Genomic DNA, 24,394 nt, shown 5'->3' on the forward strand with positions numbered 1-24,394 from the left:
TGCGCATCGCTAAATCGTCCGTTCTTCATCGTAAATCTCCTCAGATATCTTGCCGAGAAAATTCTACTTTTGAACACCACTAATTTTAGGGGGGATTACCCCCGGACGCTTCGGAGAGAACGGTTGAACGCGGCTCTTTCGGTCCGGTCTTCAAGTCCTCGACCGTCGCACGCTTACGCCACTTCGCGACGGTTTTGGGATTGATGTCCAACTCCTTACTCAACTGCGCGAGCGAAGCTTGCGATCGCTGTATTGCAGCTCTGACGGCGTGCGTTGTCGTGGCGCTCTCGTGACGAACTTGTCCCACAATGCTTCCTTCCAGGCCTGAGAAATGATCGCACCATCAAACCATGCGATCAAACACCTAGACAGCCACGGTACCGCTATTCAGCGCAACGCAAACACCACGAGTGCCAGACAAAATATCGTATTAAGCACCCAGATCACAAGAGAAACTCGGTGCCGCAAACTGATATGTCTAAGCTGATTAGTCATAGTCGAAACGCTCCGACAGGATGTGGCGAGACGGAGTGCCTCGCGTTATCAGGTGGTCTTCAACGATATCCATCATGATTCCCGGTCCGCACATCACAAAGAGCCATTCTTTAATTTCAAGTGGCGAGAAAACGCGGTCGATAAGCGCCGGATCTATAAAACCCTTCTCTCCCTGCCATGCCGCCGTTGGTTCCGATACGACATAGGTGACGTCTTCCTCATCCAGCTCATCGCGAAAGGCGATCTGATTATCCGTCCGATTTCCATAGATCAGCTTCACCTTGCGCGGGTCGCCGGTCTGTCGAAGTTCCCTGAGAATGCCCAGCAGAGGCGCAATACCCACACCTCCCGCGATCAAAGCGATGCCCGGTTCGTTGCGGCCATCGACAGTCAGGCTGCCATAGGGGCCATCAAGATAGGCAATTGTGCCAGGTTTTATTTGGCCAACTGTCCGCGTGAAATCGCCAAGCTCTTTAATCATAAAAGAGATTTTTGATCCCGCTGCGGGCGCTGAGCAGATGGAAAATGGGTTCTCTTTCAAGGAGAAAGCACTATGCCCAACATTCAGCCAAACGAATTGCCCCGCCTTGAAATCCAGACCCGGATGTTTTTCAGGCGCGACGGTCACCTCCCATTGCCCGGGCGTCAAACGGGTGACAGAGGTCACGCGCCACGGGCGCGCTGTTTCCCGAAGCGGAGCGACCAGGTAGACATAAATCAACGACACAATTGCCAAGCCGGTCATCACCAACCATAGCCAAGTCATCACGGGTTGCGATCCATAGCGCCCCGCATAGACCGTGTGGTGCAGCAAAAGCGCCGCGATCAACGTGGCGCCAATTCCATGCATCAGGCGCCACGTCTCGTATTTGTAATCCAGCTTGGTACGCCCGACAGCAAGAAGAACAAGGCATGGCAACAGTAGGAAAGCTGTTATGCCGGAAGAAAGATCATAGAAATCAGTGGTGATCGTAAGCTGCCGCGTGGGATCCCACGGACGCTGACCACCGGAAGCCGTGCCACGGTAGAGGAATGGGTGCAGCATCGCAAAAATCAATGCAGTTCGCGCCATCATCTGATGAACCCGCATTGTCACGTCCATCCCGATGCCCGTCGAAATTTTTTTGAACCGACCCGACAGAACGAACTCCATGAGGATCATCGAAAAGGCAAGAATTCCAAGACCAGAGGCGAGTTCATGGCGGAATGGGCGTGGCGGTCCTCCAACAAGCCAAGACGCTAACAACGGCAGCGTGACAGCGGCGCAATAAAGGATAATCAACAAGAGCGGTTTCATAGGCTTCTTCTGATCCCATTCCTCTGCTGGTAACGCATTTCATCTCGAAAGCTCGTTTTCCAGCCACAATTCGTTTTCGCTCCATGCTGCGGGGCGTCAGAGACGTTTCCAAGGCGCTTTTTACAGTCTTAAGGCTCTGGTGTGAGCAAGTGTTAGTTCCGAAGCCCCGCTCGATCAACGTGAACCGCCCTTTCGAACAGAGGTGGTTAAAATAGTGACCGCGACGCTGCTTACGCGAGACCGATTTTGGCAGTTCCAGAGCCGTGAAGGCAACCAAGCGGCGCAGGACAGCACCGAACAAACAACCAGATTTGCATGCTCGGACCAATCCTCCCCAGACAACATATCACACCGCGACAATGGCCTTTTCAAACCCTAATGACCATTACGCCGCGTTGAACCGAGGCCATCATCAAAGACTGATGGTCGGGATCCGATACTAGCGTGCCAGGGTGTCAGCCGATCCGCCCTTTCAGATATCCGACCGCAAGGGCCAGAGTGGCAATTTTCGGATAGTCGACCTCGGGAATATCGACGCCAAGCCGTTGGTGCAGTGCTGTGACAAGGTTCAGGAAATCCATCGAGTCGAGCTCCAGATCGTCTTGCAGGTGATCATCCTCACCAACGTCGCCCGGGTCGATGTCCGGGGCGACTTGGGTCAGCTCTTCAAGAAAGGCTTGGCGGATTTCGGCGTCGGTCATAGGGTCTCCGGTGTCTGTAATGCCGCGTCGATTGCGGACAGGAATTTGGCGCCGCGACGTCCGTCGCTGACACGGTGGTCAGCGGAGAGCGTCACGGTGACGGTCATGCGCGGGGCGATGGTATCGCCGATGATCCATGGCCGGACCAGCGGCGCGCCAAAGCCAACGATGGCAACCTGCGGCGGGTAGATCACAGCCGCCATCGCATCGGCACCGGTGTCGCCCATCGCCGAGATGGTGATCGTGCCATCGGTCATTTCCGAAGACCGCAGCCGTCCGATACGGGCGCGCGCGACCAGATCCCGCATCTGGGTCATGAGTTCGTCTAGCGGTAGGGTTTCGGCATCGTGCAATGCAGGCGCCACAAGCCCGCCACCGCGCAGCGCCACCGCGATACCTGCGTGAACTCCTTTGGCCGGGTGAAAGCCTTCGGCATCGTAGTGGCCGTTCAACTGCGCAATCTGCGCGGCGGCAAGGGCCGAGGCCTTGACGAACAGTGCCCCCATCAAAAGACGCTTATCGGGCGTGCGCGCGGCGTTGGTCGCGGTCAGCCAGTCGATCGCGACTTGCAGGTCGACGGTCTGGGTCAGGTAGTAATGCGGGATCTCGCGTTTTGATCGGGCCATTGCGTTGGCGATGGCCGTGCGCATTGCTGCCATATCCAGCCCGGGCTTGGCACTGGCTTTCAACGGCACCTCAGCAAGCGGGGCAGCTTTTGCGGCCTCGACATCCGCCAAAAGAACCGCGCCGCCGGGACCCGTTCCGGTAAGCGCTGCGAGGTCAATCCCGCGCTCGGCGGCAAGTACCCGCGCGGCCGGGGAGGCAGGTGGGGCTTCGCCGACCTGAGGCACGACGGGCGGCGTCGGCGCGGTTGGCAAAGGGGCCGAAGCCGTCGGCGCGGGGGCCTCGGCAGGTTTCTCAGGCTGGGCGGGCGCTGTTGGTGGTGCGGGCCTGGCCGTGGGTGCGACCTCTTTGCCGGGTGCACGGATCGTCGCCAGTGGCGCGCCCACGGCAACCGTGGCTCCGATCTCTGCGTCGAGCGTTTCGACCGTGCCTTCCTCAAAGCATTCGATCTCGATCGCGCCCTTCTGGGTTTCGACCACGGCCACCACATCGCCCCGGGTGACGGTGTCGCCGGGCTTGATCATCCATTCGACCAGAGTGCCCGCTTCCATGTCGGCACCGAGAGAGGGCATGGCAAAAACGGCCATCGGATCAGCCCTTTCCCATGGCGGCACGCGCCGCCGCAACAATGGCGACAACCTGCGGGATCGCCGCCTGTTCCAGATGCGCGGCATAGGGTATCGGCACTTCGGCCGAACAAACCCGCCCCACCGGTGCATCCAGCCGCCAAAAGACGCCTTCGGTGATCCGCGCCGATACCTCGGCGGCAAGGGAACCGGTGCGCCAGCCTTCATCCACCACCACCGCGCGGCGGGTGCGCGCGACCGAAGCGAGGATGGTTTCATCATCAAGCGGGCGTAATACGCGAAGATCTATCACCTCCGCCTCGATCCCTTCCTTGGCGAGTTCCTCTGCCGCCTCGAGTGTCTTGAAAAGCGAACCGCCGTAGGTGATAAGCGACACATCCTTGCCCGGCCTTCGGATCGCGGCCTTGTCGATGTCGACGGAACCGGCGTTTGCGGCGATCTGGCCTTTCATGTTGTACAGCATGACGTTTTCAAAGATCAGCACCGGGTCCGGATCCGCGAGGGCCGTCTGCAGCATACCGCGCGCATCCTCGATCGTTGCGGGTGCCAGCACCCTGAGCCCCGGAATATGCGCATACCACCCTTCCAACGAATGCGAATGCTGCGCGGCCAGTTGCTTGCCCGCACCGGTCGCCATGCGGATCACAACAGGACAGCCGAACTGCCCGCCCGACATATGCCGGATCGTGGCGGCAGTGTTCAGGATCTGATCCAGCGCCAACAGCGAAAAATTCACGGTCATCAGTTCGACAATCGGCCGCATACCCGCCGCCGCCGCACCGATACCCGCGCCGGTAAAGCCGGATTCCGACAGCGGCGTGTCGCGGATACGGTCCTCGCCGAATTCCGCCATCAGCCCCTTGGACACCGCGTAGCAGCCGCCATAGGCGCCGACATCCTCGCCCATCAGGAATACACGATCATCGTTTGTCATGGCCTCGCGGATCGCCTGTTTGACCGCCTCGCGGTAGGTGGTCTCAACCATCTCACCCGCAGGCTCCGCGACGGGCGGTGCAGGGCGATCCCCGGCCATGACGTGTTTCGTCAGGGTCTCCACCGGCTCCCACGCGCCTGCTTCGGCAAAGGCCACGGCTTGGGCAATTTCGTCGTCGACCTCGGCAGTCATTTCGGCGATATCCGCCTCGTGGATCAGGCCGTTTTCCAGAAACCAGCGCTGAAACCGGACGATCGGCCCCTTGTCCCGCCACTCGGCAATTTCGGCCTTTTCGCGATAAAGCTGCGCGTCGAACATCGAATGCGCGCGAAAACGGTAGGTGCGCGCCTCGAGCAGATACGGCCGCCCGGTTTCCCTGATCTTTGCCACAGCGCGGCGGGCAGCGGCCTCGACGGCGACCACATCCATGCCATCGACCACTTCCCTCTCAACTCCATAGGCTGCGGCCTTGGCGTGGATGTCGGTCTGCGATTCCGTGCGCGCCAGCGCCGAGCCCATCGCATAGCCGTTGTTTTCGCAGACCCATAGCACCGGAAGATCCCAAAGCTCGGCCAGGTTCATCGCCTCGTGAAATTCCCCCTCGGCCACAGCGCCTTCACCAAAGAAACAGGCGGTGACGTGTTTTTCGCCGGTCATCCGATCCGCCAGCGCCAGACCCGCCGCCAGAGGCAGGCCGCCGCCGACAATCGCATTGCCGCCGTAGAAGTTGCTGCCTGCGTCGAACAGATGCATCGACCCGCCGCGCCCGCCCGAACAGCCATTGGCCTTGCCGTACATCTCGGCCAGGATCGGACCCATCGCGACGCCGCGCGCCAGGGCGTGGCCGTGTTCGCGGTAGGTCGCGACGATACGATCGTCCGGCCCGAGAACCGGGATCACGCCCATCGCCACAGCTTCTTCGCCATCGTAAAGATGCAGGAATCCGCGGATTTTTTCACGCGTGTAAAGCTCGGCGCATTTATCCTCGAACCGGCGGATACGGATCATGCCCCGCAGCAATTCGTGGACATGGGCGCGCGTCAGATGTGGCTTGATCTCGTTTGTCATTTCTCGTCCGCCTCCAACGTGGAAATATCCCCTTCGGGCAGGCCCAGTTCCCGGGCCTTGAGAAGGCGGCGCATGATCTTGCCGGAACGTGTCTTGGGAAGCTGCTTGCGAAAGACGATTTCACGCGGCGCCACGGCAGCGCCCAGCCGTTTGCGCGCCAGGCCCCGGATATCCCGTTCAAGCGCCTCGGACGGCTCAAAACCGGGGTTCAGCGCGACATAGGCCTTTACCACCTCGCCCGCGGTTTCGTCGGGGATACCGATGACGGCGGCCTCGGCGACCGCTTCATGTTCAATCAGCGCGCTTTCCACCTCGAACGGGCCGATCAGGTGGCCCGAGGATTTGATCAGGTCGTCGGCGCGACCGACAAACCAGAAATATCCGTCCTTGTCCTGCATGGCGAGGTCGCCCGACAGATACCAGCCACCGACAAAGCATTTGTCATAACGGGCCTGTTCGTTGAGATAGGCGCGCATCATCGAAGGCCAGCCGGGGCGCAGAGCCAATTCACCGATCTCGCCCGAATTGCATTCGCGCACCGCACCGTCTTCGGCGCTGACGATCCCGGCTTCGATACCCGGCAAGGGCTTGCCCATTGATCCGGGATGGATGTCCATTTCGGGGGTATTCGCGATCATGATACCGCCGGTTTCGGTCTGCCACCAATTGTCGTGGAACGGCTTGCCGAATACCTCTTGTCCCCAGACCACCCCTTCGGGGTTCAGCGGCTCGCCGACGCTGGCGAGAAACCGCAGCTTGCTGAAATCATAGGGCTTTGCGGCGTCCTTGCCCGCCCGCATCAACATGCGGATCGCGGTGGGCGCGGTGTACCAGACCTGCACGCCTTGATTCTGCAAGATGCCGTACCAGCGGTCCAGATCGAATTCCGCCTCGTCGACGATCATCGTCACCCGGTTCACCAGCGGCGCGATGATGCCATAAGACGTGCCCGTGACCCAGCCCGGATCAGCCGTGCACCAGTATATGTCGCCGGGTTTCAGATCCAGCGCGAAGCGACCCGTCGCGGCATGTGCAACAACCGCGCCGTGCACATGGACCGCGCCCTTGGGCTTGCCGGTGGTGCCGGATGTGAAATGGATCAGCGCCATGTCATCTGGCGTGGTATTTGCCGTCTCGAAACTGTCGGCGGCGGCGTCCATGGCCGGGCGCAAGGCAACGCAATCCTCGGGCACATTGCCATCGCTCAGGATCAACACCAGCCTCAACGAGGCAAGCTCCTTGCGCCAGGGGGCGATCTTTTTGCGATACAGCGCCTCTGTGGTGACAAGAACGTTGCCCTCGCCAATTTCCATCCGCGACTTGATCGGCTCGGGGCCGAATGCGGCAAACAGCGGGGTGAAGGTCATGCCAGCCTTCAGCGTGCCAAGGGCCGCAGCATAAAGCTCGGGCACCCGCCCCACCAACGAATAGACCCGCGCGCCGGGCTTCAGCCCATGTTCTGTCAGTACGTTTGCAAAACGAGCCGCATCGGTGGCAAGTGCTGCATAGGTGATGTCGCGCTGATCGCCGTCCTTGCTGAGCCAGCGGATCGCGACCTGATCACCATGGCCCGCCGCGACGTGCCGATCAAGCGCCTCATGCACGATGTTAAGCCCGCCGCCCGGCAACCCGTCCAGCATGGCGCGCGCGTCTTCCCAGTTAAACTGTGCACGCACCGCATCTGTCAGATTTGCAGCTGCGCGTGTCGTTTCGTCCTTGGGTATTGTCGGCCATGTCATGAATTGTCCCCCTCAGGTCAGCCTATTCACCCCGGATCCAACTCACCTTGACGTAGGTCAAGAGCGTCCGGTGGAGGATGGCACCCGCACCACCCGAGGGCAGCAATCCTGTATACTCGGACAAACCCTGAACCTGACGTTCATTGATCAATCAGGGCAATACCCGTTTGCCAGCCCCCATAGCACCCGATTTCCTACAGGATCTGAACAGGCATCAAATATGAGACCGAACTAAAGTTGGATGCCGATTGACAATGGTTCGAGCGGCACTTTGCCAAGCGACACATGTCCTGATGCGGCATGGCTGCGGGTCTTTGTTGCGCTACTGTGCAGCGCGGAGCGCAAAACGGTGGAGTGCAAAGACAGCCAAGGTCGCCCTCGCGTGGGATATGGCTGTGGACCGCGCCAGACGCTGGCGGATGCCGACATATCTAAGAAGCGGTCGATGGATCGCAGCAAGTGATATTACGAATCGTAATCCTCGATCGAGAACTCTAAAAACAACCCTCTTTGGGCCTCTTGCCTCGGTCTCGACACTACAGAAGAGGTGGTGCTGCAATGTCGGCCGATTTGCGGCCTTGCCAGTGTGCAGCAACGTTTCACATCAGGCTGCTATTTTGATGGGGTCAGTTTTGTTGGAATGCACATCGTTGGGGGGCAGGATACCGTGGGTCGAATATGGTCACTCGGCGTTATAGACGGTCAGCGATTTGAGGACGGCGCCCCCAGGGTGTGGGCCTTCTGCCGCGTCTACCACAGGTTCTCTGAGCTCTCGCGCTTCGGCTGACAGCACAGGCTGGACTGCATCAGCTTCAGCAACGCGCACTGATGCAGTCCAGCCTGTGCTGTTTGCTCACCATTTTTTGCCTCGCGTCCCGAGCAGTTGCACCGAGGCATCGCCGGAACATCGCGTTCGACAACAAGCTGACGCAACTTCTCGATCCTGAGCGTACTGGCCGTAGCACGATCCGCCCCTCATCGCGTGAACACAGAGGCCATGTTTTGGGCCGCGACTCAAATCCACTTGCTGATCCGCGCTGCATGTGACTCGTACTCCTTCGACAATTCAAGTAACGCCATCTCTTCGAGGATCGCCACCAGCGCGATCCTGGCCTTGAACTCCGAAGTGCCGCCTGCATATGGCGCTGGCCAGTCGGCATGATATGACCACCCAGAAGCCGCCGGACCCAATTCAGAAAAAGATTCACCAGATGACTCCCAGCAGGCAAACGCCCAGATGCTGAAACGACTTGGGACCATATCCGGCCTGACATTGGTCAGCCGCATAGCCGGGTTAGCGCGTGACCTGATGCTGGCCGCCGTGCTTGGGGCCGGGCCACTGGCGGATGCGTTCATGCTGGCATTTCGCCTGCCCAACCATTTCCGCGCGGTCTTTGCCGAGGGCGCGTTCAACGCGGCATTTTTGCCGACCTATGCCGCGACCCGGACACAGGACGGCGAAAGCGCGGCAAACGCACTTGCCTCGACGGTGCTGGTCTGGCTCACGGCTGTGAACCTTCTGCTGCTGGCTGGTGTCATGGCGGCGCCCGGGCTGACGCTGGATCTGCTCGCTCCGGGGGTCGACACGAACGAAGCGGCACTGACGCTGCACCTAATGCGGATCACCTTTCCCTACCTGCTCTGCATGTCCCTTGTGGCCTTTTTTTCGGCGCTGCTGAACGCACACGACAGGTTTGCCGCTGCTGCGGCTGCGCCGATCCTGTTGAACCTGTTCATGATTGGCGGCCTTGGGGTTGCCCATTTGTTTCCCACAGCAGCACACGCCGCCGCCTGGAGCGTCTTTGCAGCTGGCATCGCGCAGGTCACGTTGCTGATCATGGCAGCGCGCAGCGCGGGGATATCGTTGCTCCCCGGTGTTCCGCGGGTGACACCGGCCACGCGGCTTTTCCTGCGCAGGCTCGGGCCTGCCATCCTCACCTCGGGCGCGGTTCAGGTGGCGGTTTTTGCAGACACGATCCTCGCCACCTTTCTACCCGCAGGCAGCCTTTCGCATCTATATTACGCCGACCGAATTTATCAGTTGCCGGTGGGGGTCATCGGCATCGCCGTGGGCACGTTGCTGCTGCCTGACATCGCACGGCGCGCCGGGGCCGGTGATGACAGCGGCATGCTCCGTTCCGCCAGCCGCGCGTTGCGGCTCTGCGTGGATCTGGCGGCACCGCTGACGGTTGTAATGATCGTACTGGGGGACTGGATCATGGCGGTTCTGTTCGTGCGCGGCGCCTTTGACATGGCGACGGCGCAGGCCTCAGCCCTGATCCTTGCGGCCTATAGCCTGGGGCTGGTGCCGGGGCTGTCGGTCCGCGCGCTGGTGTCCTGCTTTCAGGGACGCGGAGATTTGCGCACGCCGTTTCGCGCCCTCGCCATCGCCACGGTGGTGAATATCGCATTGAAGCTATCTCTGGTGGGGTATCTTGGGGCTGCGGGTTTGGCGCTGGCAACCTCTGCCGGCCTCTGGATCTATGTCGGGACTCTGTTCGTGTTGGCACGCTCACGCGGGTTCGTTGATCTCAGAATCGGTGACATTCTCATCTCTGCCTTCCCCTCCCTTTTCTGCGGCGCCGCGCTTTATGCCTTGCGCGACCCGTTGCTGGCCTGGTGCACGGCAGTGGCAGGTGGCTGGGGAATGATGCTGGCGTTGGTCGTAGGAGGCCTGAGTGCAATGGTTTTCGTACTGGCGACCCGGCTGGCCCTGGGCAAGGCTTTCGGCTGACCTAGCTCTGGAACATGAACGCCAGCGCCACCGCTGCGGTGAACAGCAGCGTCGTCGTGGCCAGCAGGACGCCAAAGACCCGCCCCCCCACGTGACGAAGATCCTGCACATTGCTCAGTAGCCCGATCGCGGAAATCGCAAGGATGAACAGCCCCCGGGACAGATCCGAAACGACCGCCCGCACCGCGTCCGTCACTGGCAGCAGGCTGGCAAGAACGAAAAGCACGACAAAAGCCACAACGAACCACGGCATTCCGATCCGCGCCCCCTGCCCCCGTCGGCTAAGCGTCAGCGACACGATGAGCAGCACCACCGGCAGCAGCGCGACCCGCATCATCTTGGTCAGCGTCGCCGTTTCGCCGACCGCATCCGACACGGAAAAGCCGGCGCCGATGACCTGCGCCACATCATGGATACTGGCCCCGATGACGAATCCGGTCTGCCAATCGGACAGACCCAGCGCATGCAGCAGCACCGGGTAAAACACCATGGCAAGAGTCGACAGGCCCGTGGCGATCATGATGACCGCCATCGTATGGCTGCGGGGCACCCTGTCCTGAACCAGCGCGCTCAGCGCCAGCGCGGCGGAGGCACCGCAGATTGACACAGCACCGGCCGCCACGACCGCGGCTTCGGTGCTCCACCCGACGCGGCGGCCCAACCAGATGCCAAAGCTCATCGACAGGACCAGCAAACCGACCACGCTGATCACCGCTGACAGGCCGAGCATTCGGAAGGTGGCGACCGATACGGCCAGCCCCAGCAATGCAACACCGGCCTTGAGCAACGTCCCGGCGGCGAATTCCAGCCCCGGCCGCGCCCGCGCATCTGTCGACAGAAAGGAAAGTGCCATACCAATCAGCAGAGCGAACAACATCGCCGGCGCGTCATACCGCTGCGCAATGAACGTAGCGGCCAGACTGACAGTCGCCGTCACGGCAAGCCCGGGAACGAAGCAATGTAAACGCGCCCAAGCTTTGCGGGAGCGGTTGGCAAGTTCGGGTGCGCTCATGCCTGAAGACTTTCGAGGTTGTGGATGACAGTTTCGTTCACCGAAGAATCCAGAACGTCGTGGGCCCCGAATTTCACGTTGGAGATTGTGAGCAGTAATCAGGTCAAGGCAGAACAGTATTTCGCCTGGGCAATCAACCCTTCGACATGGGTAGTTGCCATTTTTGGCACGTCGCACACCAACCTGGGAACTTGGGGGGCCGTTACGTCACGCCAATGCAGAAAACTCATGCGCCGGTAGCACACGGTTGTACACGACTTTCGCCAAACCGGTGGTGCGCTTGCCCGCCATGGGTGCGGCTGCTAGGACGGCGGCAGGTCATGGAACAGGGCAGCAGATGCGTACGGCCATCGGTACAAGCGACTATTACGTCGGAGGCGAGACCTTCATCAATCGGCACATAGAGCTGCTCTTCGGCGGTGATACGGTGGTGGTCTGTGGCCGCTCCAATGGTGAAGACCCCTATGACAAGCCGATCTTTGAACGTCGGGCGCCGTTGGGCGGCATGGATCTCCTCAGCCTGCCCTTCTGGACCCTCTGGAACCGCGCACAACACGCCACCTCGCGCGTGCCGTTCGGTCAGGCAAAGCGTGATCTGGCGGATTTCCTGCGACGCGAACGGGTCGAGGTCATCCTCGCCGAATTTGGCACCCAGGCGCTGGCGCTGGCACCGCTGGCGAACGAGCTGGAAATCCCGATCTTCAGCTATTACCGCGGAACTGATGCCTCCAAGGCGCTGCGCGCACGGAAAATCCAGGTCGCTTACCGCAAAATGATGCCGCGACTTGCCGGGGTGTTTTCCGTCTCGCAGTTCCTGCTTGATAACCTCGCGCGGCACGGCGTGCGGCACGACAACGCGCATGTGATCCCCAGCGGCGTGGATGTGCGCCGTTTCTTTCCCACCGATAAGGACCCGCTTTCCTGCCTTGCCGTGGGCCGCTTTGTCGAAAAGAAAGCCCCGCTCATTACCCTGCGTTCCTTTGCCGAGGCCACGGTGGGCACCGGTGCAAGGCTGGACTTTATCGGTGACGGCCCGCTCCTTGCCCCCGCCCGGGCACTGGCAGATGAATTGGGAGTCGCCGACCGCGTGACGTTTCACGGCGCGCAGAAACATGACTTTGTACGCGAAATATTGCAGCGCACACAGTTTTTCCTGCAACATTCGGTGACGGCGGCGGACGGGAATACCGAAGGATTGCCAACCGCTATACAAGAGGCGATGGCCTGCGGATGCATCACGGTTTCGACCCGACACGCGGGCATCCCCGAGGCCATTGACGAGGGAGAAACCGGATTTCTGGTCGAAGAGCATGACGCGAGCGGCTTTACCCGGGCGATCCGGACCGCGCTGACCGCTGACAACCTTGCCCAGATGTCGGCCAAAGCCCGCAGCACCGCCGAAGAGCGGTTCGACAACGACATCCTGCTGCACCGGCTTGAGGCTCAGATCCGCATGACGCTGGGGCGCTAGGGATTTGGGTCTCTACCGGGTCCTGATCACCCTTTTCGCGCTGTGGCAGATGGCACGCCTGGCGCTGGCGCGGGACTGGTCCGCGCTGGCGCAGCGGCGCGGTACGGTTCTTCCGGATAATGCCGGTCCGCACCTGTGGCTGCATGCCGCCTCGAATGGGGAACTGGCCTCGGCCCGGCCGCTGCTACTCGCCCTACGCGCCGCGCGGGCCGATCTGGGTGTGCTGATCACCTGCAACAGTGCGACCGGCGTGGCGCTGGCGAAAAGCTGGGGCCTGCCCGGGCTGTCAGCGCACCTCGCCCCGTTGGACTTGACGCGCTTCGTGCGACGCGTGATGCGACACTGGCAGATTGTTGCGCATGTAACGATGGAGGCCGAGATATGGCCGAACCGGGTTCTCCTCTGCCCCGGTCCGGTCATGGTGCTGGGCGGGAGGATGTCCGAGGGTTCGGCGCGCGGCTGGGGCTATGCCAAACGCCTTGCCCGGCGTGTGCTGGCAAGGATCGCATTTCTTTCAGCCCAGGACACCGGTTCGCGGGACAGATTCCTGAAACTGGGGCTACGCGCAGAATCCTGCGGACCGGTTGTTGATCTGAAAGCGCTTTATGCCCCCCCACCCGAACAGGTCCCGGACGAGGCGTTGCGTAATGCCTATCCCCGCGCCAGCACATGGCTGGCCGCCTCTACACATGTCGGCGAAGAACAGGTTGTGATCGAAGCACATCTTGAAGCCCGCAAGGCCCGGCCCGATCTGCGGCTCATCTTGGCCCTACGCCATCCGAGCCGCGCAGAAGAGGTTGCGGGACTGCTGCGCGCGGCGGGGCTGACCTTTGGCCGCCGTTCTTTGGGGGACAGCGGCGCCGAGGTGCTGCTTGCCGATACAATGGGCGAAATGGCGCTTTGGTATGCGCTGGCGGGGGTGGTTTTCATTGGCGGGACACTGACCGACCGGGGCGGGCATACGCCTTACGAGCCGACCTTTTTTGGTGCCGCGATCCTGCATGGCCCCGATCTGCGCAATTTCCAAAAACCTTTTGCCGTGCTGAAAAAGGCCGGTGCCGCGCAGGAAATCAGCGATGCCGCCGCACTGGCCGCAGCACTTGTTGCCTTGAAGGATCCGGCCCGTCAGCGCGACATGGGCACCCAGGCACAGGCGGCCTTGCGACAGGATACGGGGCTTGAGGGATTGATGGAGCGGATTCTTTCACTGCTCCCGAAAAGTTAAATGCTGTTGCCACGTTACCGCGACACTGGCCCCAACCACAGCAGACGTTAACGATTTCTTGAAGTCGCCGCACGAGAGTCTATCTAGGCAGGGTGTGCCAGACGGGACGTTTGCATGATCCAGTACAGCCTTAAATGCGCCAGTGACCACCGGTTCGACTCGTGGTTCCAGTCCGCTGATGCTTTCGACAAACTGCGGCGTAACAAGCTGATCAGTTGTGCGGTCTGCGGCTCGGATTCTGTCGAAAAGGCTATCATGGCCCCTAGGGTGAACAATTCGGCACCGGCGGTTGACCGCGCCCTGAGCACCGCCAAGTCACCGGCAGAGCAGGCACTTGCGGACATCCGAAAACACATTGAAACGACATCGGACTACGTTGGCCAGGACTTCGCGCGCGAAGCCCGTGCCATTCACGACGGCGACGCCCCAGAACGTCCGATCTGGGGCGAGGCCCGTGCGGACGAGGCAAGGAAACTGATCGAAGACGGTGTGCCGGTGGCGGCCCTGCCGTTCCTGCCCACGCGCAAGACCAACTGACACTCAAACAGAAAGTACCGCCCATGACCGTGCTGATCACAGGGGCCAATCGCGGCATTGGCAACGCGCTATACACGACACTGTCAGCCCGGGGGGACAAAGTGATCGGCACCGCCCGGAATGCTCAGGGATTTCTGCCCCTGGATGTAAGCGATCCCGCATCGCAACAGGCCCTCGCCGATGAGATCGTGGGGACGCCGCTGGACCTTTTAGTCTGTAATGCCGGCGTCTATCTGGACAAGGGCCAAAGCCTTGCCGATGGATATCCACCGCAGATGTGGGCCGACATGTTCGCGGTCAACGTAACCGGGGTATTCCTTACCGTGCAGGCGCTGCTGAGCAATCTGAAACTGGCAAAGGGCGCGAAAGTGGCGATCATCTCGTCACAGATGGCGTCGTCCGAACGTGCGCAGGGGGGAAGCTATATCTACCGCGCCTCAAAGGCGGCGGCGCTGAACCTCGGGCGCAATTTGGCGGAGGATATGTCGGACCTCGGAATCGCCGTGGGAATCTATCACCCCGGCTGGGTGCGCACCAATATGGGCGGAAGCGGCGCTGCGATTTCGGTTGATGAATCGGCCGCCGGTCTGGTGCAGCGGTTCGACGCACTCAGCCTTGCGACGACGGGCTGTTTCGAAACCTTTGACGGGCAGGCGCATCCCTATTGAGCGTGGCTGACCCATCCGGGTTCCCTGCCGCCTTTGCTGCCGCCTGGGCCACCCGGGACGGTAGCGCCATTGGTGCACTTTTTACCGAAGATGCGGATTTCGTGAACGTGGTCGGGCTGTGGTGGCGCCAACGTGCGGACATCGCGCGGGCGCATGATTACGCGTTGAAATCGTTCTTTGCCGAAACCTACCTGCGCCCCGGCGTTATCCGGGTGCGACAGCTGGGTACAGATCACGCGGTGGTACACTGCCGGTTCCAAATGACTGGGCAACTTGCATTAGATGGAAGCCGCGCAGGCGACCGCCAGACCGTGATGAGCTTTGTCCTGGAACGCCAAGACGGCGGCTGGCTGGCTGTGTCCGCGCATAACACTGATGTCGTGCCGGGAGCCGAAACCTATCTGTTTGGCGATGAGTTCGGCCCGGTGGACTATCGTAATGGCTGATGAGTCTTCTCTTTTCTGGGGCGGCTACGCTTGCCGCACTGGCAGAAACGAAGGACGCTGGCCTGCGTGCTCCCCGGAGTATTTATGGACAGATGAAACGGAAAAAGGGCAAAGCGCACAAACCCAAAGCGTTCTGCCCCTCTTGCACTGCCACTACACCGCGCGTAAAGCACGTCACGATTGTGACCCCGGGAGAGTCCCATGCCCGTTCTCGTAATGAAATTCGGCGGCACCTCTGTCGCGACGCTCGACCGGATCCGGCGGGCAGCAAAACGCGTTGGCCTGGAAGTGGCCAAGGGCTATGACGTGATCGTCATCGTCAGCGCCATGTCGGGCAAGACCAATGAACTGGTCGGCTGGGTAAATGAAACCTCGCCCTTTTTTGATGCGCGCGAATACGATGCTGTGGTGAGCTCAGGTGAGAACGTGACCGCCGGCCTCATGGCCCTGACCCTGCAGGAGATGGATATTCCAGCCCGCAGCTGGCAGGGCTGGCAAGTGCCGCTTTTGACGACAAGCGCGCATAGTTCGGCACGGATCGAAGAGATCCCCACCGACAACATCAACCGCAAGTTTGGCGAAGGTATGCAGGTGGCCGTGGTCGCCGGTTTTCAGGGCATCAGCCCCGAAGGCCGCATTACCACCCTGGGCCGGGGCGGCAGTGACACAACTGCCGTTGCGTTTGCCGCCGCCTTCGATGCCGAGCGGTGTGACATCTACACGGATGTGGACGGGGTCTATACCACCGATCCCCGCGTCTGTGAGCGTGCCCGCAAGATGGACCGCATCGCCTTTGAAGAAATGCTGGAACTGGCAAGCCTGGGGGCGAAGGTGTTGCAGACCCGCTCGGTCGAGTTGGCGATGCGCTACAAGGTCAAGCTGCGGGTGCTGAGCAGCTTCGAGGAACCGTCGGACACGGCTGGCACGCTGGTCTGTGCAGAGGAGGACATCATGGAAAGCAATGTTGTGGCCGGTGTGGCCTATTCCCGCGACGAGGCCAAGATGACCCTCGTTTCGGTCGAGGACCGTCCCGGCATCGCCGCGGCGATCTTCATGCCTCTTTCCGAGGCAGGTGTGAACGTGGACATGATTGTGCAGAACATCGCCGAAGAAGGCCGCACGGACATGACCTTTTCCTGCCCCACCGATCAGGTGAAGCGCGCACAGAAGGCCCTGGACGACGCAAAGACCAAGGGCGACATCAATTTCAACGATCTGGTCGCCGATACCGGGGTCGCCAAGATCTCGGTCGTCGGGATCGGCATGCGCTCACACACCGGTGTGGCGGCCAAGATGTTCAAGGTACTCTCGTCTGAGGGAATCAATATTAAGGTCATCACAACCTCTGAGATAAAGATTTCCGTTCTGGTTGATCGGAAATACATGGAACTTGCTGTGCAAGCCCTGCATGATGCCTTCGAATTGGAAAAAAGCGCCTGAGGCCATAGAGCCCCGCGCAGTTTGTTGATGGGGTTTTTGGTATGGCCGACCGGACGGAGAGCGAAAGCCGCAAACTGCTGGGTCGGCTGCGCGACACCATGGCTGAACAGGCCGCAGGTCAGGCACGGCTGGACAAGATCACCCACCTGACCGCGGATTCAATGGGCACCGAAGTGTGTTCGATCTATCTGTTCCGGGACCTTGAAACGCTTGAGTTGTGCGCATCCGAGGGCCTGAAGGCTGAAGCCGTTCATCAGACTCGGATGAAGCTGGGTGAAGGCTTGGTGGGGCGTGTCGCGCGTACAGGCCATTTGATGAACACCGCCGATGCGCCATCTCAACGCGGCTTCCGGTACATGCCCGAGACTGGCGAGGAGATCTATTCCAGCTTCCTGGGCGTGCCAATACAGCGGCTAGGTGAAAAGCTGGGCGTTCTGGTGGTGCAGTCCAAGGTGGCGCGGGAATTCACTTCTGACGAGGTCTATGCGCTGGAAGTCGTCGCCATGGTGTTGGCCGAGATGGCCGAGTTGGGCGCTTTCGTAGGCGAAGGTGCTGCGCTGACTGCTCGGCATACACAGCCTGTTCTGCTGCGCGGCACCACGGGTCAGGAAGGCACAGCCGAAGGCCATGTCTGGCTACATGAACCACGCGTAGTCGTGACCAACTTTGTGACAGACGATCCGGTAAAGGAAAATGAACGCTTGGCCGAGGCGGTCGAGACCCTGCGGGTCAGCGTCGATCAACTGCTCGCAGGTGCCGCTGATCCGGAACAGGTGCAGATACTCGAGGCCTACCGGATGTTTGCCAACTCCAAAGGCTGGATGCGCCGGATGGAAGAGGACATCACCCGCGGCCTGTCGGCAGAAGCGGCGGTAGAAAAAGAACAATCGTCGGCCCGGGCACGGATGGGACAGGTCACGGATGCCTATTTGCGCGAACGGCTGCAGGATCTGGACGACCTCAGCAACCGATTGCTGCGCATCTTGACCGGACAAGGCAAGGAAACCGGTGCCGACATGCCAAGCGATCCCATTCTGATCGCGCGCAATATCGGCCCCGGAGAGTTGCTGGAATATGGCCGCAGTCTCAAGGGCATCGTTCTCGAGGAAGGTTCGGTTGGCAGCCACGCGGCAATTGTCGCCCGCGCGCTGGCGATTCCACTTGTGGTGCATGCGGGGCGGATCACAAACGAGGCGCTGAACGGCGATCATGTGATGATTGATGGCGATCAGGGTATCGTGCATTTGCGCCCAGATGATACCGTGGTCAGCGCCTTTCGCGACAAGATCGCGATGCAGGCGCAGGCCTTGGAACGCTATGCGTCCATCCGCGAAACGCCCTGCGTGGCGGCCTGCGGAGCCCGGATCGAACTGCACATGAACGCCGGGCTTATGGCGGATTTGCCGAGCCTGGTATCTTCGGGCGCCGAAGGGGTCGGCCTGTTTCGAACCGAATTGCAGTTTCTGGTGCGAAACCAGATGCCGCGCCGGACCGAACTTGCCGTGCTTTACAAGCGGGTTCTGGATTCGGCCCAAGGGCGCCGCGTAGTGTTCCGTACGCTCGACATCGGGTCGGACAAGGTGCTGCCCTACATGAAGCCCAATGACGAGCCGAACCCGGCGTTGGGATGGCGGGCGATCCGCGTAGGACTGGACAAGCCCGGCGTGCTGCGCATGCAGTTGCAGGCGCTTCTGCGCGCTGCCGAAGGCGGTCCGTTGACGGTGATGTTCCCCTTTGTTGCCCAGTTCGAGGAATACAGAGCGGCGCGCGCCGAGATGAACAAGGCGCTGGAGCGCGAACACATTCTCGGACATCCAATCCCGTCAAAGCTGGAAGTCGGGGCGATGCTGGAGACACCCAGCCTTGCCTTTGCGCCACGGCAGTTTTTCGAAGAGGTCGAGTTTCTGTCGATCGGCGGCAATGACCTGAAGCAGTTCTTCTTTGCCGCAGACCGGGAAAACGAGCGCGTGCGGAGGCGTTATGACACACTGAACGTAAGTTTCCTGAGCTTCCTTGAGACCATCGTCGAGCGCTGTCGCGAAACTGGCACCCATCTGTCCTTTTGTGGCGAGGACGCCGGCCGTCCGATTGAAGCGATCTGTCTTGCGGCCATCGGACTGCAGTCTCTATCAATGCGCCCGGCATCGATCGGTCCGGTCAAGCATCTGATGATGCGCACTAATCTGGATGACCTTCGGTCAGTGATCGCCAATGCAAAGGTGCAGGGCGATCAGTCCGTGCGCCCTGCTGTGATGGAGTTTCTGCGCGACCGAGCGTAACAATTACAAATACGCCGCACAGGAACAGTTCCGGCCCTGCTTGCCAGAACACATACAGTTTTTGAAAGTAGGAAATGGGTCCCTGCGTCCCACCATGGGGGGGTGCCTCGACCACTGGCGCGCCTGCCGCATCTGCCGTGCTACAGGGCCTTAGGGTCTTGGCGGTGAGACGCAGGGCTAGCTTTGGTTCCCCAACCTTAGCTGTGCAACTACGTCACCACGTTAACCTTAACATATAGTTAACGGCTAACGACTCGCGTGAGCTTTTCATAACGCGATTTCTTCACAAAGCGTTGATGGCACCGCGAAGATCTTCCACAAGTTCCGCCCGAGTGCGGCCGGATTTTTCCGACAAACGGCGCAGGCCAAAGTGCACATGCGCCATTTCCTGATAGTAGCTGGTGTAGGCATAATTCGTAGCCGCCCCTGCAACGGCGCCAATCACGGGTATAGTCTGAGTCGCCAGTTTCTGGCCCAGCACGGTGGCAAGGCGTGGCGCGACACGGGCGATCAGCCCATGCACCGTTCCCCCGGTCAACGTAACGCGCGCCGAAAGAAAAGCCATGTCGGCACCATCATCGGCCGCCAGTGGCCCGGCGGACCCAAAGACCAAAAGGCACTCTTTCTGGACATCGGGGTCGTCAGGATTGAAACCATGTTGAAAGGCAATTCCCTGAATCGTTCGCAGCAGGACAGTTGTGGTGACGGGCAGCTCGGCGAGCGCGGTAGGAAGGCCCCCTGCCCCCCCCATTGCGCCCATGGCCGTCGTCATCGCAGTATTCAGCCAGCCCTTCTGGTCCGGCACCAAACCACGGGACTGGCTCGCCGCGCGCATCGCAACGTTCAGCGCACGGGCCGTCGCATCCTCAAGCCGGTCCTTGACCCTGTCGGGCAGCCGTTCCAGCAAATTCTCAGCCTGACCACCAACAAAGTTCAACACCTGCAGACCGAGGCCGCCGGCGCCTTTGTGCCGCCGCGCCAGCGCGGTCAGTTCCAGATCTATATCCACCACTTCGACAAGATCGGTGCCAGTCATCTGCTGCCTCCTGTTTGCCCGATTAACATTGGGGCACGCATTGCCGGTTTCAAGCGACCCGCGTCACCGACCCGCAGATACCTTCCCAGGCACCGGGCCTCAGATCAAAGCCCAGGATCCGGTCGGGGTTGGTCGGCGGTGGCATTTCCACCCCTGTCAGGCGGAAAAAGCCAAAGCGCTTATAATAGGGCAGATCCCCGACCAGAAGCACCCTGTCCCAGCTTTCGGCCGCCTGCGCGAGACTGTCGCGGATCATTGCTGCGGCGAGCCCCTCTCCCTGTGCGGTGGGATGCACCGCGATAGGGCCCAACAAAAGCACATCGGCTTGACCGACACGGACGGGCCAATAACGTATGGCGCCGCCAAGAATGCCGTTTTCGTCCCGCGCGATACGCCCCAACGCAGCAACAGGCGGGACATCATCGCGAAGCCGATAGGAAGACAGCGCTGTTCGCCCCGGCGCAAAGCAGAGATCGAAGAGCGCTTCGACCTCCCACCAATCCTCGGGGCTTTCTTTTTTCAGGACGAACACAGGCGTACCTCGTGCATTCAGGGCAAATCCCGCCTATCACGGTGCAACGCCTTGGGCAAACAGGAGAAAAGCATTCATGTTCTACCGACCTTCCGAAGGCCACGGCCTGCCGCACAATCCGTTCAACGCCATCGTCACACCACGCCCCATCGGCTGGATCTCGACCCGCGGGGCAGACGGATCAGAGAACCTCGCGCCCTATTCCTTTTTCAACGCAGTGGCTTACACGCCGCCCCAGGTCATGTTCGCGTCGACCTCGGCCAAAGAAGATCGCGGCGACACAAAGGACAGCGTCGCCAATATCCGCGACACTGGCGTGTTCTGCGTGAACATCGTCGAATACGCGATGCGCGATGCGATGAACCAGAGCTCCGGTGCCTGGGCAAAGGAAACGGATGAATTCGACCTGGCGGGAATCGAGCGTGCACCCTGCGAAACGGTAGCCTGCAGCCGCGTCGCCCGCGCACCGGCCAGCCTGGAATGCAAGCTGACCCAGATCGTGCAACTGCCTGGAGAAGCCAACTTTGCCGTATTCGGCGAAGTTACCGGCGTGCATATGCGCGACGATTGCATCGTCGACGGTCTGTTCGATATCCTGAAGTTCAATCCGCTGACACGGCTTGGCTACAAGGATTACGCGGTGATCCGCGAGACCTTCAGCCTGAACCGTCCCGGACAGTCCTGAACTCCGGCCTTAAGCCAAAGAAATCAGGGCTTCCCGCAAGGGCGGAGGAACTTCTCCGTCCCTGCGGGCATATTTGCGTCAGTGCCCGCCCAGGATCCCTGTGCGCACACCGTAGTTGACCGCGAGCGCATAATCGGGGTCATCATCGCTATCGACCATCAGGTGGCCGGCCTTTTTCAACAGCTTATGACAATCACGGCTGAGGTGACGCAGCTGTATACGTTTGCCTACGGCTTCGTATTTCCCGGCCAGCGCCTCGATCGCCTGCAGGGCGGATTGATCCACCACACGGCTGTCAGCAAAATCGATGATCACCGTCTGAGGGTCCCCGCTGATATCAAACATCTCGGAAAACCCTTCGGCCGACCCAAAGAACAGCGGCCCCTGCACCTGATAAACCCGCGCGCCTTCCGGCGTGGTGTAGGTTTTGGCGTGAATACGCCGCGCATTGTTCCACGCATAGGCCAGCGCGGAGACGATGACCCCGACAACCACTGCCACGGCGAGGTCTTCATAGACGGTCACGATGGTCACCAGAATGATCACGAAAGCATCCATCTTGGGGACCCGCGCCAGAATGGTTAGCGAGTTCCAGGCAAAGGTGCCGATCACCACCATGAACATCACACCGACCAGCGCCGCCAGTGGAATCAGCTCGATCAATGGTGATGCGAAAAGGATAAAGCTCAGCAAGAACAGTGCGGCGGCGATACCGGCAATCCGCGTACGTCCTCCCGATTTCACATTGATCATCGACTGTCCGATCATCGCACAGCCACCCATTCCCCCAAAGAACCCGGTCACGGTGTTCGCGATCCCCTGTGCGATGCATTCCTGCGATGCGCCGCCCCGCGTGCCAGTCATCTCGCCCACAAGGTTCAGCGTCAGAAGCGATTCAATAAGGCCAATAGCTGCCAGAATGACCGCATAAGGCAGGATGATCTGCAGCGTCTCATAGTTCAGCGGCACCATCGGTATGTGGAGCGAAGGCAGCCCCCCCTGGATCGACGCAAGATCACCGACGCGCGGCACATCGATGCCAAAGCCGATGACCAGCGCCGCCACGATGCCGATTCCGGCCAGTGGTGCGGGAATGATCTTGGTGATCTTGGGCATAGCCCAGATGATCCCCATGGTCAGTGCCACCAATGCCAGCATGGTCACAAGCGGCATCCCGGAAAGCCAAGTGCCACCGCTCATCCCGTGCCCGGAGTTCACGATCGAACCCGGCACCTTGAATTGCGACATCTGCGCCAGAAAGATCACGATGGCGAGGCCGTTCACGAAGCCCAGCATCACCGGATGAGGCACCAGCCGGATGAATTTGCCCCATTGCATCACGCCTGCGAAAATTTGCAGCAGGCCCATCAGTACCACGGTCGCGAAAAGGTATTCGACACCGTGCTGCGCCACCAGCGCCACCATCACCACCGCAAGCGCACCGGTCGCGCCGGAGATCATCCCCGGACGCCCACCGATCACCGCAGTGATCAAGCCGACCAGAAACGCCGCATAAAGCCCGACCAGAGGATGCACCCCTGCGACAAAGGCAAAAGCAACCGCCTCGGGGACCAGTGCAAGCGCAACCGTAAGACCAGAAAGGATCTCGATCCGCAGGCGCGAGGGTGTCAGCCGCTCAGGCGGAAGCAGGTTGAGGTCTGGCAATGAGATGCGATTGGCGAAATTCGCCAGAATGGTTCTAGGCACTGTCGGAATCCTCGTATTCGGTTTGCCTGCGCTAATACTGCACTGCAGCATTAAAGACCACCCAACGGGTGGCGAAACGCGCGGCCTCGCACCGCAAATAGCGCAATTGACACCAATAGCACGTTAAATCTGGCCAAATCCGGCCCCATTCAAGGTTGCGGTTGCGCACCGCCGAACCACCCGGCACATATTTAGTGACACAAAAGCAGGGGACGACGATGACCGAAACGAAAATAGGCGTGATCGGCGGCTCTGGCCTTTATGAAATGCCGGGGTTGCAGAACGCTGAATGGATCACGGTCGACAGCCCCTGGGGCGCACCGTCCGACCAGCTTCTGACAGGCGTTCTGGACGGTGTCCCGATGGCCTTTTTGCCTCGGCATGGACGCGGGCACGTGCATTCACCCTCGACCGTGCCCTACCGCGCCAATATCGACGCGCTCAAACGGCTTGGGGTCACTGACGTGATCTCGGTCTCGGCCTGCGGATCGTTCCGCGAAGAGATGGCCCCGGGGGATTTCGTTGTCGTTGACCAGTTCATCGACCGCACGTTTGCACGCGAGAAATCCTTTTTTGGCACCGGCTGTGTGGCGCATGTTTCGGTCGCGCATCCGGTCTGTTCGCGGCTTGCGGCCGCCTGTGCCGCCGCGGCGGACACCGCCGGGATCAGGGTACATCGTGGTGGCACCTATCTTGCGATGGAGGGGCCGCAGTTCTCGACCCGGGCCGAGTCGGTGATGTACCGCGACGTCTGGCGGGCCGATGTGATCGGCATGACCAACATGCCCGAGGCCAAACTCGCCCGCGAGGCCGAACTCTGCTACGCCAGCGTCGCCATGATCACCGACTACGACAGTTGGCATGTCGGACACGGCACCGTCGATCTGGCCGAGATCATCCGTATCCTGACCGGCAATGCGCGAAAGGGTCAGGAAATGGTTGCCAGCCTTGCTACGGCTTTGGGATCAGGTCGCGCGCCATGCCCCGACGGTTGCGATCACGCGCTTGAAGGGGCCATTCTGACGGCACCGGACAAACGGGACCCCGCCCTGATCGCGCGTCTCGACGCGGTGGCGGGCCGGGTGCTCTGAACGGGAACCGTCACCGTAATATGCCTGTGCAAATAAGGCGGAGAGGCGACAGAACACGTCTGTTCAGCCGCGTCTCCGCCCCGTTG

At 60.7% G+C, this 24,394-nt stretch carries 19 protein-coding genes and 1 pseudogene; 10 read left to right on the top strand and 10 right to left on the bottom strand.

From position 1 onward, the window contains the following. Positions 1-112 precede the first annotated feature (112 nt). The 6 genes and pseudogenes from CHB75_RS22035 to acsA all read right to left on the bottom strand — a co-directional run. A pseudogene (locus CHB75_RS22035) lies at positions 113-307 on the bottom strand (transposase); the annotation flags it as partial. Between the two features lie 180 nt (positions 308-487). Then, on the bottom strand, positions 488-1,792 hold the full coding sequence (locus tag CHB75_RS10055) for a ferredoxin reductase family protein (protein WP_089270424.1): 1,305 nt from the start codon (positions 1,790-1,792) through the stop codon (positions 488-490). Between the two features lie 455 nt (positions 1,793-2,247). Then, the gene (locus tag CHB75_RS10060) at positions 2,248-2,493 is read right to left on the bottom strand and encodes an acyl carrier protein (protein WP_089270425.1); all 246 of its coding nucleotides are present in this window, start codon (positions 2,491-2,493) and stop codon (positions 2,248-2,250) included. Continuing rightward, positions 2,490-3,704: a dihydrolipoamide acetyltransferase family protein gene (locus CHB75_RS10065; RefSeq protein ID WP_089270426.1), complete on the bottom strand. Its 1,215-nt coding sequence runs from the start codon at positions 3,702-3,704 to the stop codon at positions 2,490-2,492. Before CHB75_RS10065 ends, CHB75_RS10060 begins: the two co-directional genes overlap by 4 nt. A gap of 4 nt (positions 3,705-3,708) precedes the next feature. Then, a complete protein-coding gene (pdhA, locus tag CHB75_RS10070; protein WP_089270427.1) occupies positions 3,709-5,706 on the bottom strand; it encodes a pyruvate dehydrogenase (acetyl-transferring) E1 component subunit alpha in 1,998 nt (665 codons plus the stop codon). Further along, the gene (acsA, locus tag CHB75_RS10075; protein ID WP_089270428.1) at positions 5,703-7,445 is read right to left on the bottom strand and encodes an acetate--CoA ligase; all 1,743 of its coding nucleotides are present in this window, start codon (positions 7,443-7,445) and stop codon (positions 5,703-5,705) included. The genes pdhA and acsA overlap by 4 nt, the downstream gene beginning before the upstream one ends. Before the next feature lie 1,237 nt (positions 7,446-8,682). Here acsA and murJ point away from each other — a divergent pair. After that, positions 8,683-10,179 carry a murein biosynthesis integral membrane protein MurJ gene (murJ, locus tag CHB75_RS10080; RefSeq protein ID WP_089270429.1) on the top strand — a complete coding sequence of 499 codons (1,497 nt, stop codon included), beginning with the start codon at positions 8,683-8,685 and terminating at the stop codon, positions 10,177-10,179. Between the two features lies 1 nt (position 10,180). On the opposite strand, the gene CHB75_RS10085 is transcribed toward murJ, so the two are convergent. Beyond that, positions 10,181-11,191 (bottom strand): YeiH family protein, encoded by a 1,011-nt coding sequence (locus CHB75_RS10085; RefSeq protein ID WP_089270430.1) that lies wholly within the window; start codon positions 11,189-11,191, stop codon positions 10,181-10,183. Positions 11,192-11,528: 337 nt separating this feature from the next. On the opposite strand from CHB75_RS10085, the gene CHB75_RS10090 reads away from it, so the two are divergent. The 7 genes from CHB75_RS10090 to ptsP all read left to right on the top strand — a co-directional run bounded on the left by CHB75_RS10090 (position 11,529) and on the right by ptsP (position 19,257). Beyond that, entirely contained in the window at positions 11,529-12,662 is a 1,134-nt protein-coding gene (locus CHB75_RS10090; RefSeq protein ID WP_089270431.1) for a glycosyltransferase, read from the top strand. A gap of 4 nt (positions 12,663-12,666) precedes the next feature. Then, positions 12,667-13,887, top strand: coding sequence for a 3-deoxy-D-manno-octulosonic acid transferase (locus CHB75_RS10095; RefSeq protein ID WP_089270432.1), 1,221 nt, complete (start codon positions 12,667-12,669; stop codon positions 13,885-13,887). Between the two features lie 114 nt (positions 13,888-14,001). After that, on the top strand, positions 14,002-14,424 hold the full coding sequence (locus CHB75_RS10100; protein ID WP_089270433.1) for a DUF1178 family protein: 423 nt from the start codon (positions 14,002-14,004) through the stop codon (positions 14,422-14,424). A gap of 23 nt (positions 14,425-14,447) precedes the next feature. Beyond that, positions 14,448-15,092, top strand: coding sequence for an SDR family NAD(P)-dependent oxidoreductase (locus CHB75_RS10105; RefSeq protein WP_089270434.1), 645 nt, complete (start codon positions 14,448-14,450; stop codon positions 15,090-15,092). A 2-nt stretch (positions 15,093-15,094) separates the two neighbouring features. After that, positions 15,095-15,538, top strand: coding sequence for an SgcJ/EcaC family oxidoreductase (locus CHB75_RS10110; RefSeq protein WP_245840894.1), 444 nt, complete (start codon positions 15,095-15,097; stop codon positions 15,536-15,538). 201 nt (positions 15,539-15,739) lie between these two features. Next, a complete protein-coding gene (locus CHB75_RS10115) occupies positions 15,740-16,978 on the top strand; it encodes an aspartate kinase (RefSeq protein WP_089270436.1) in 1,239 nt (412 codons plus the stop codon). A 41-nt stretch (positions 16,979-17,019) separates the two neighbouring features. Next, positions 17,020-19,257, top strand: coding sequence for a phosphoenolpyruvate--protein phosphotransferase (gene ptsP / locus CHB75_RS10120; RefSeq protein ID WP_089270437.1), 2,238 nt, complete (start codon positions 17,020-17,022; stop codon positions 19,255-19,257). Positions 19,258-19,540: 283 nt separating this feature from the next. On the opposite strand, the gene CHB75_RS10125 is transcribed toward ptsP, so the two are convergent. After that, positions 19,541-20,293 (bottom strand): EcsC family protein, encoded by a 753-nt coding sequence (locus tag CHB75_RS10125; RefSeq protein WP_089270438.1) that lies wholly within the window; start codon positions 20,291-20,293, stop codon positions 19,541-19,543. Between the two features lie 49 nt (positions 20,294-20,342). Further along, complete coding sequence (locus CHB75_RS10130; protein WP_089270439.1) at positions 20,343-20,825, bottom strand: GNAT family N-acetyltransferase; 483 nt, start codon at positions 20,823-20,825, stop codon at positions 20,343-20,345. A gap of 76 nt (positions 20,826-20,901) precedes the next feature. On the opposite strand from CHB75_RS10130, the gene CHB75_RS10135 reads away from it, so the two are divergent. Beyond that, positions 20,902-21,510, top strand: a complete 609-nt coding sequence (locus tag CHB75_RS10135; protein WP_089270440.1) for a flavin reductase family protein — start codon at positions 20,902-20,904, stop codon at positions 21,508-21,510. A 78-nt stretch (positions 21,511-21,588) separates the two neighbouring features. Here CHB75_RS10135 and CHB75_RS10140 read toward each other — a convergent pair whose 3' ends face one another. Next, entirely contained in the window at positions 21,589-23,217 is a 1,629-nt protein-coding gene (locus tag CHB75_RS10140; protein WP_245840878.1) for a SulP family inorganic anion transporter, read from the bottom strand. A gap of 218 nt (positions 23,218-23,435) precedes the next feature. On the opposite strand from CHB75_RS10140, the gene CHB75_RS10145 reads away from it, so the two are divergent. After that, positions 23,436-24,308, top strand: coding sequence for an S-methyl-5'-thioadenosine phosphorylase (locus CHB75_RS10145; protein WP_089270442.1), 873 nt, complete (start codon positions 23,436-23,438; stop codon positions 24,306-24,308). Positions 24,309-24,394: the final 86 nt, after the last annotated feature.

Origin of the sequence: Puniceibacterium sediminis (assembly GCF_900188035.1) — a bacterium.
In the GTDB taxonomy this organism is placed as follows: Bacteria; Pseudomonadota; Alphaproteobacteria; order Rhodobacterales; family Rhodobacteraceae; genus Puniceibacterium; species Puniceibacterium sediminis.

Coding starts and splice junctions, on each gene's coding strand:
- CHB75_RS10055 (WP_089270424.1), bottom strand. CDS start 1,792: ATGAAACCGCTCTTGTTGATTATCCTTTATTGCGCCGCTGTCACGCTG.
- CHB75_RS10060 (WP_089270425.1), bottom strand. CDS start 2,493: ATGACCGACGCCGAAATCCGCCAAGCCTTTCTTGAAGAGCTGACCCAA.
- CHB75_RS10065 (WP_089270426.1), bottom strand. CDS start 3,704: ATGGCCGTTTTTGCCATGCCCTCTCTCGGTGCCGACATGGAAGCGGGC.
- pdhA (WP_089270427.1), bottom strand. CDS start 5,706: ATGACAAACGAGATCAAGCCACATCTGACGCGCGCCCATGTCCACGAA.
- acsA (WP_089270428.1), bottom strand. CDS start 7,445: ATGACATGGCCGACAATACCCAAGGACGAAACGACACGCGCAGCTGCA.
- murJ (WP_089270429.1), top strand. CDS start 8,683: ATGCTGAAACGACTTGGGACCATATCCGGCCTGACATTGGTCAGCCGC.
- CHB75_RS10085 (WP_089270430.1), bottom strand. CDS start 11,191: ATGAGCGCACCCGAACTTGCCAACCGCTCCCGCAAAGCTTGGGCGCGT.
- CHB75_RS10090 (WP_089270431.1), top strand. CDS start 11,529: ATGCGTACGGCCATCGGTACAAGCGACTATTACGTCGGAGGCGAGACC.
- CHB75_RS10100 (WP_089270433.1), top strand. CDS start 14,002: ATGATCCAGTACAGCCTTAAATGCGCCAGTGACCACCGGTTCGACTCG.
- CHB75_RS10105 (WP_089270434.1), top strand. CDS start 14,448: ATGACCGTGCTGATCACAGGGGCCAATCGCGGCATTGGCAACGCGCTA.
- CHB75_RS10115 (WP_089270436.1), top strand. CDS start 15,740: ATGCCCGTTCTCGTAATGAAATTCGGCGGCACCTCTGTCGCGACGCTC.
- ptsP (WP_089270437.1), top strand. CDS start 17,020: ATGGCCGACCGGACGGAGAGCGAAAGCCGCAAACTGCTGGGTCGGCTG.
- CHB75_RS10125 (WP_089270438.1), bottom strand. CDS start 20,293: ATGACTGGCACCGATCTTGTCGAAGTGGTGGATATAGATCTGGAACTG.
- CHB75_RS10135 (WP_089270440.1), top strand. CDS start 20,902: ATGTTCTACCGACCTTCCGAAGGCCACGGCCTGCCGCACAATCCGTTC.
- CHB75_RS10145 (WP_089270442.1), top strand. CDS start 23,436: ATGACCGAAACGAAAATAGGCGTGATCGGCGGCTCTGGCCTTTATGAA.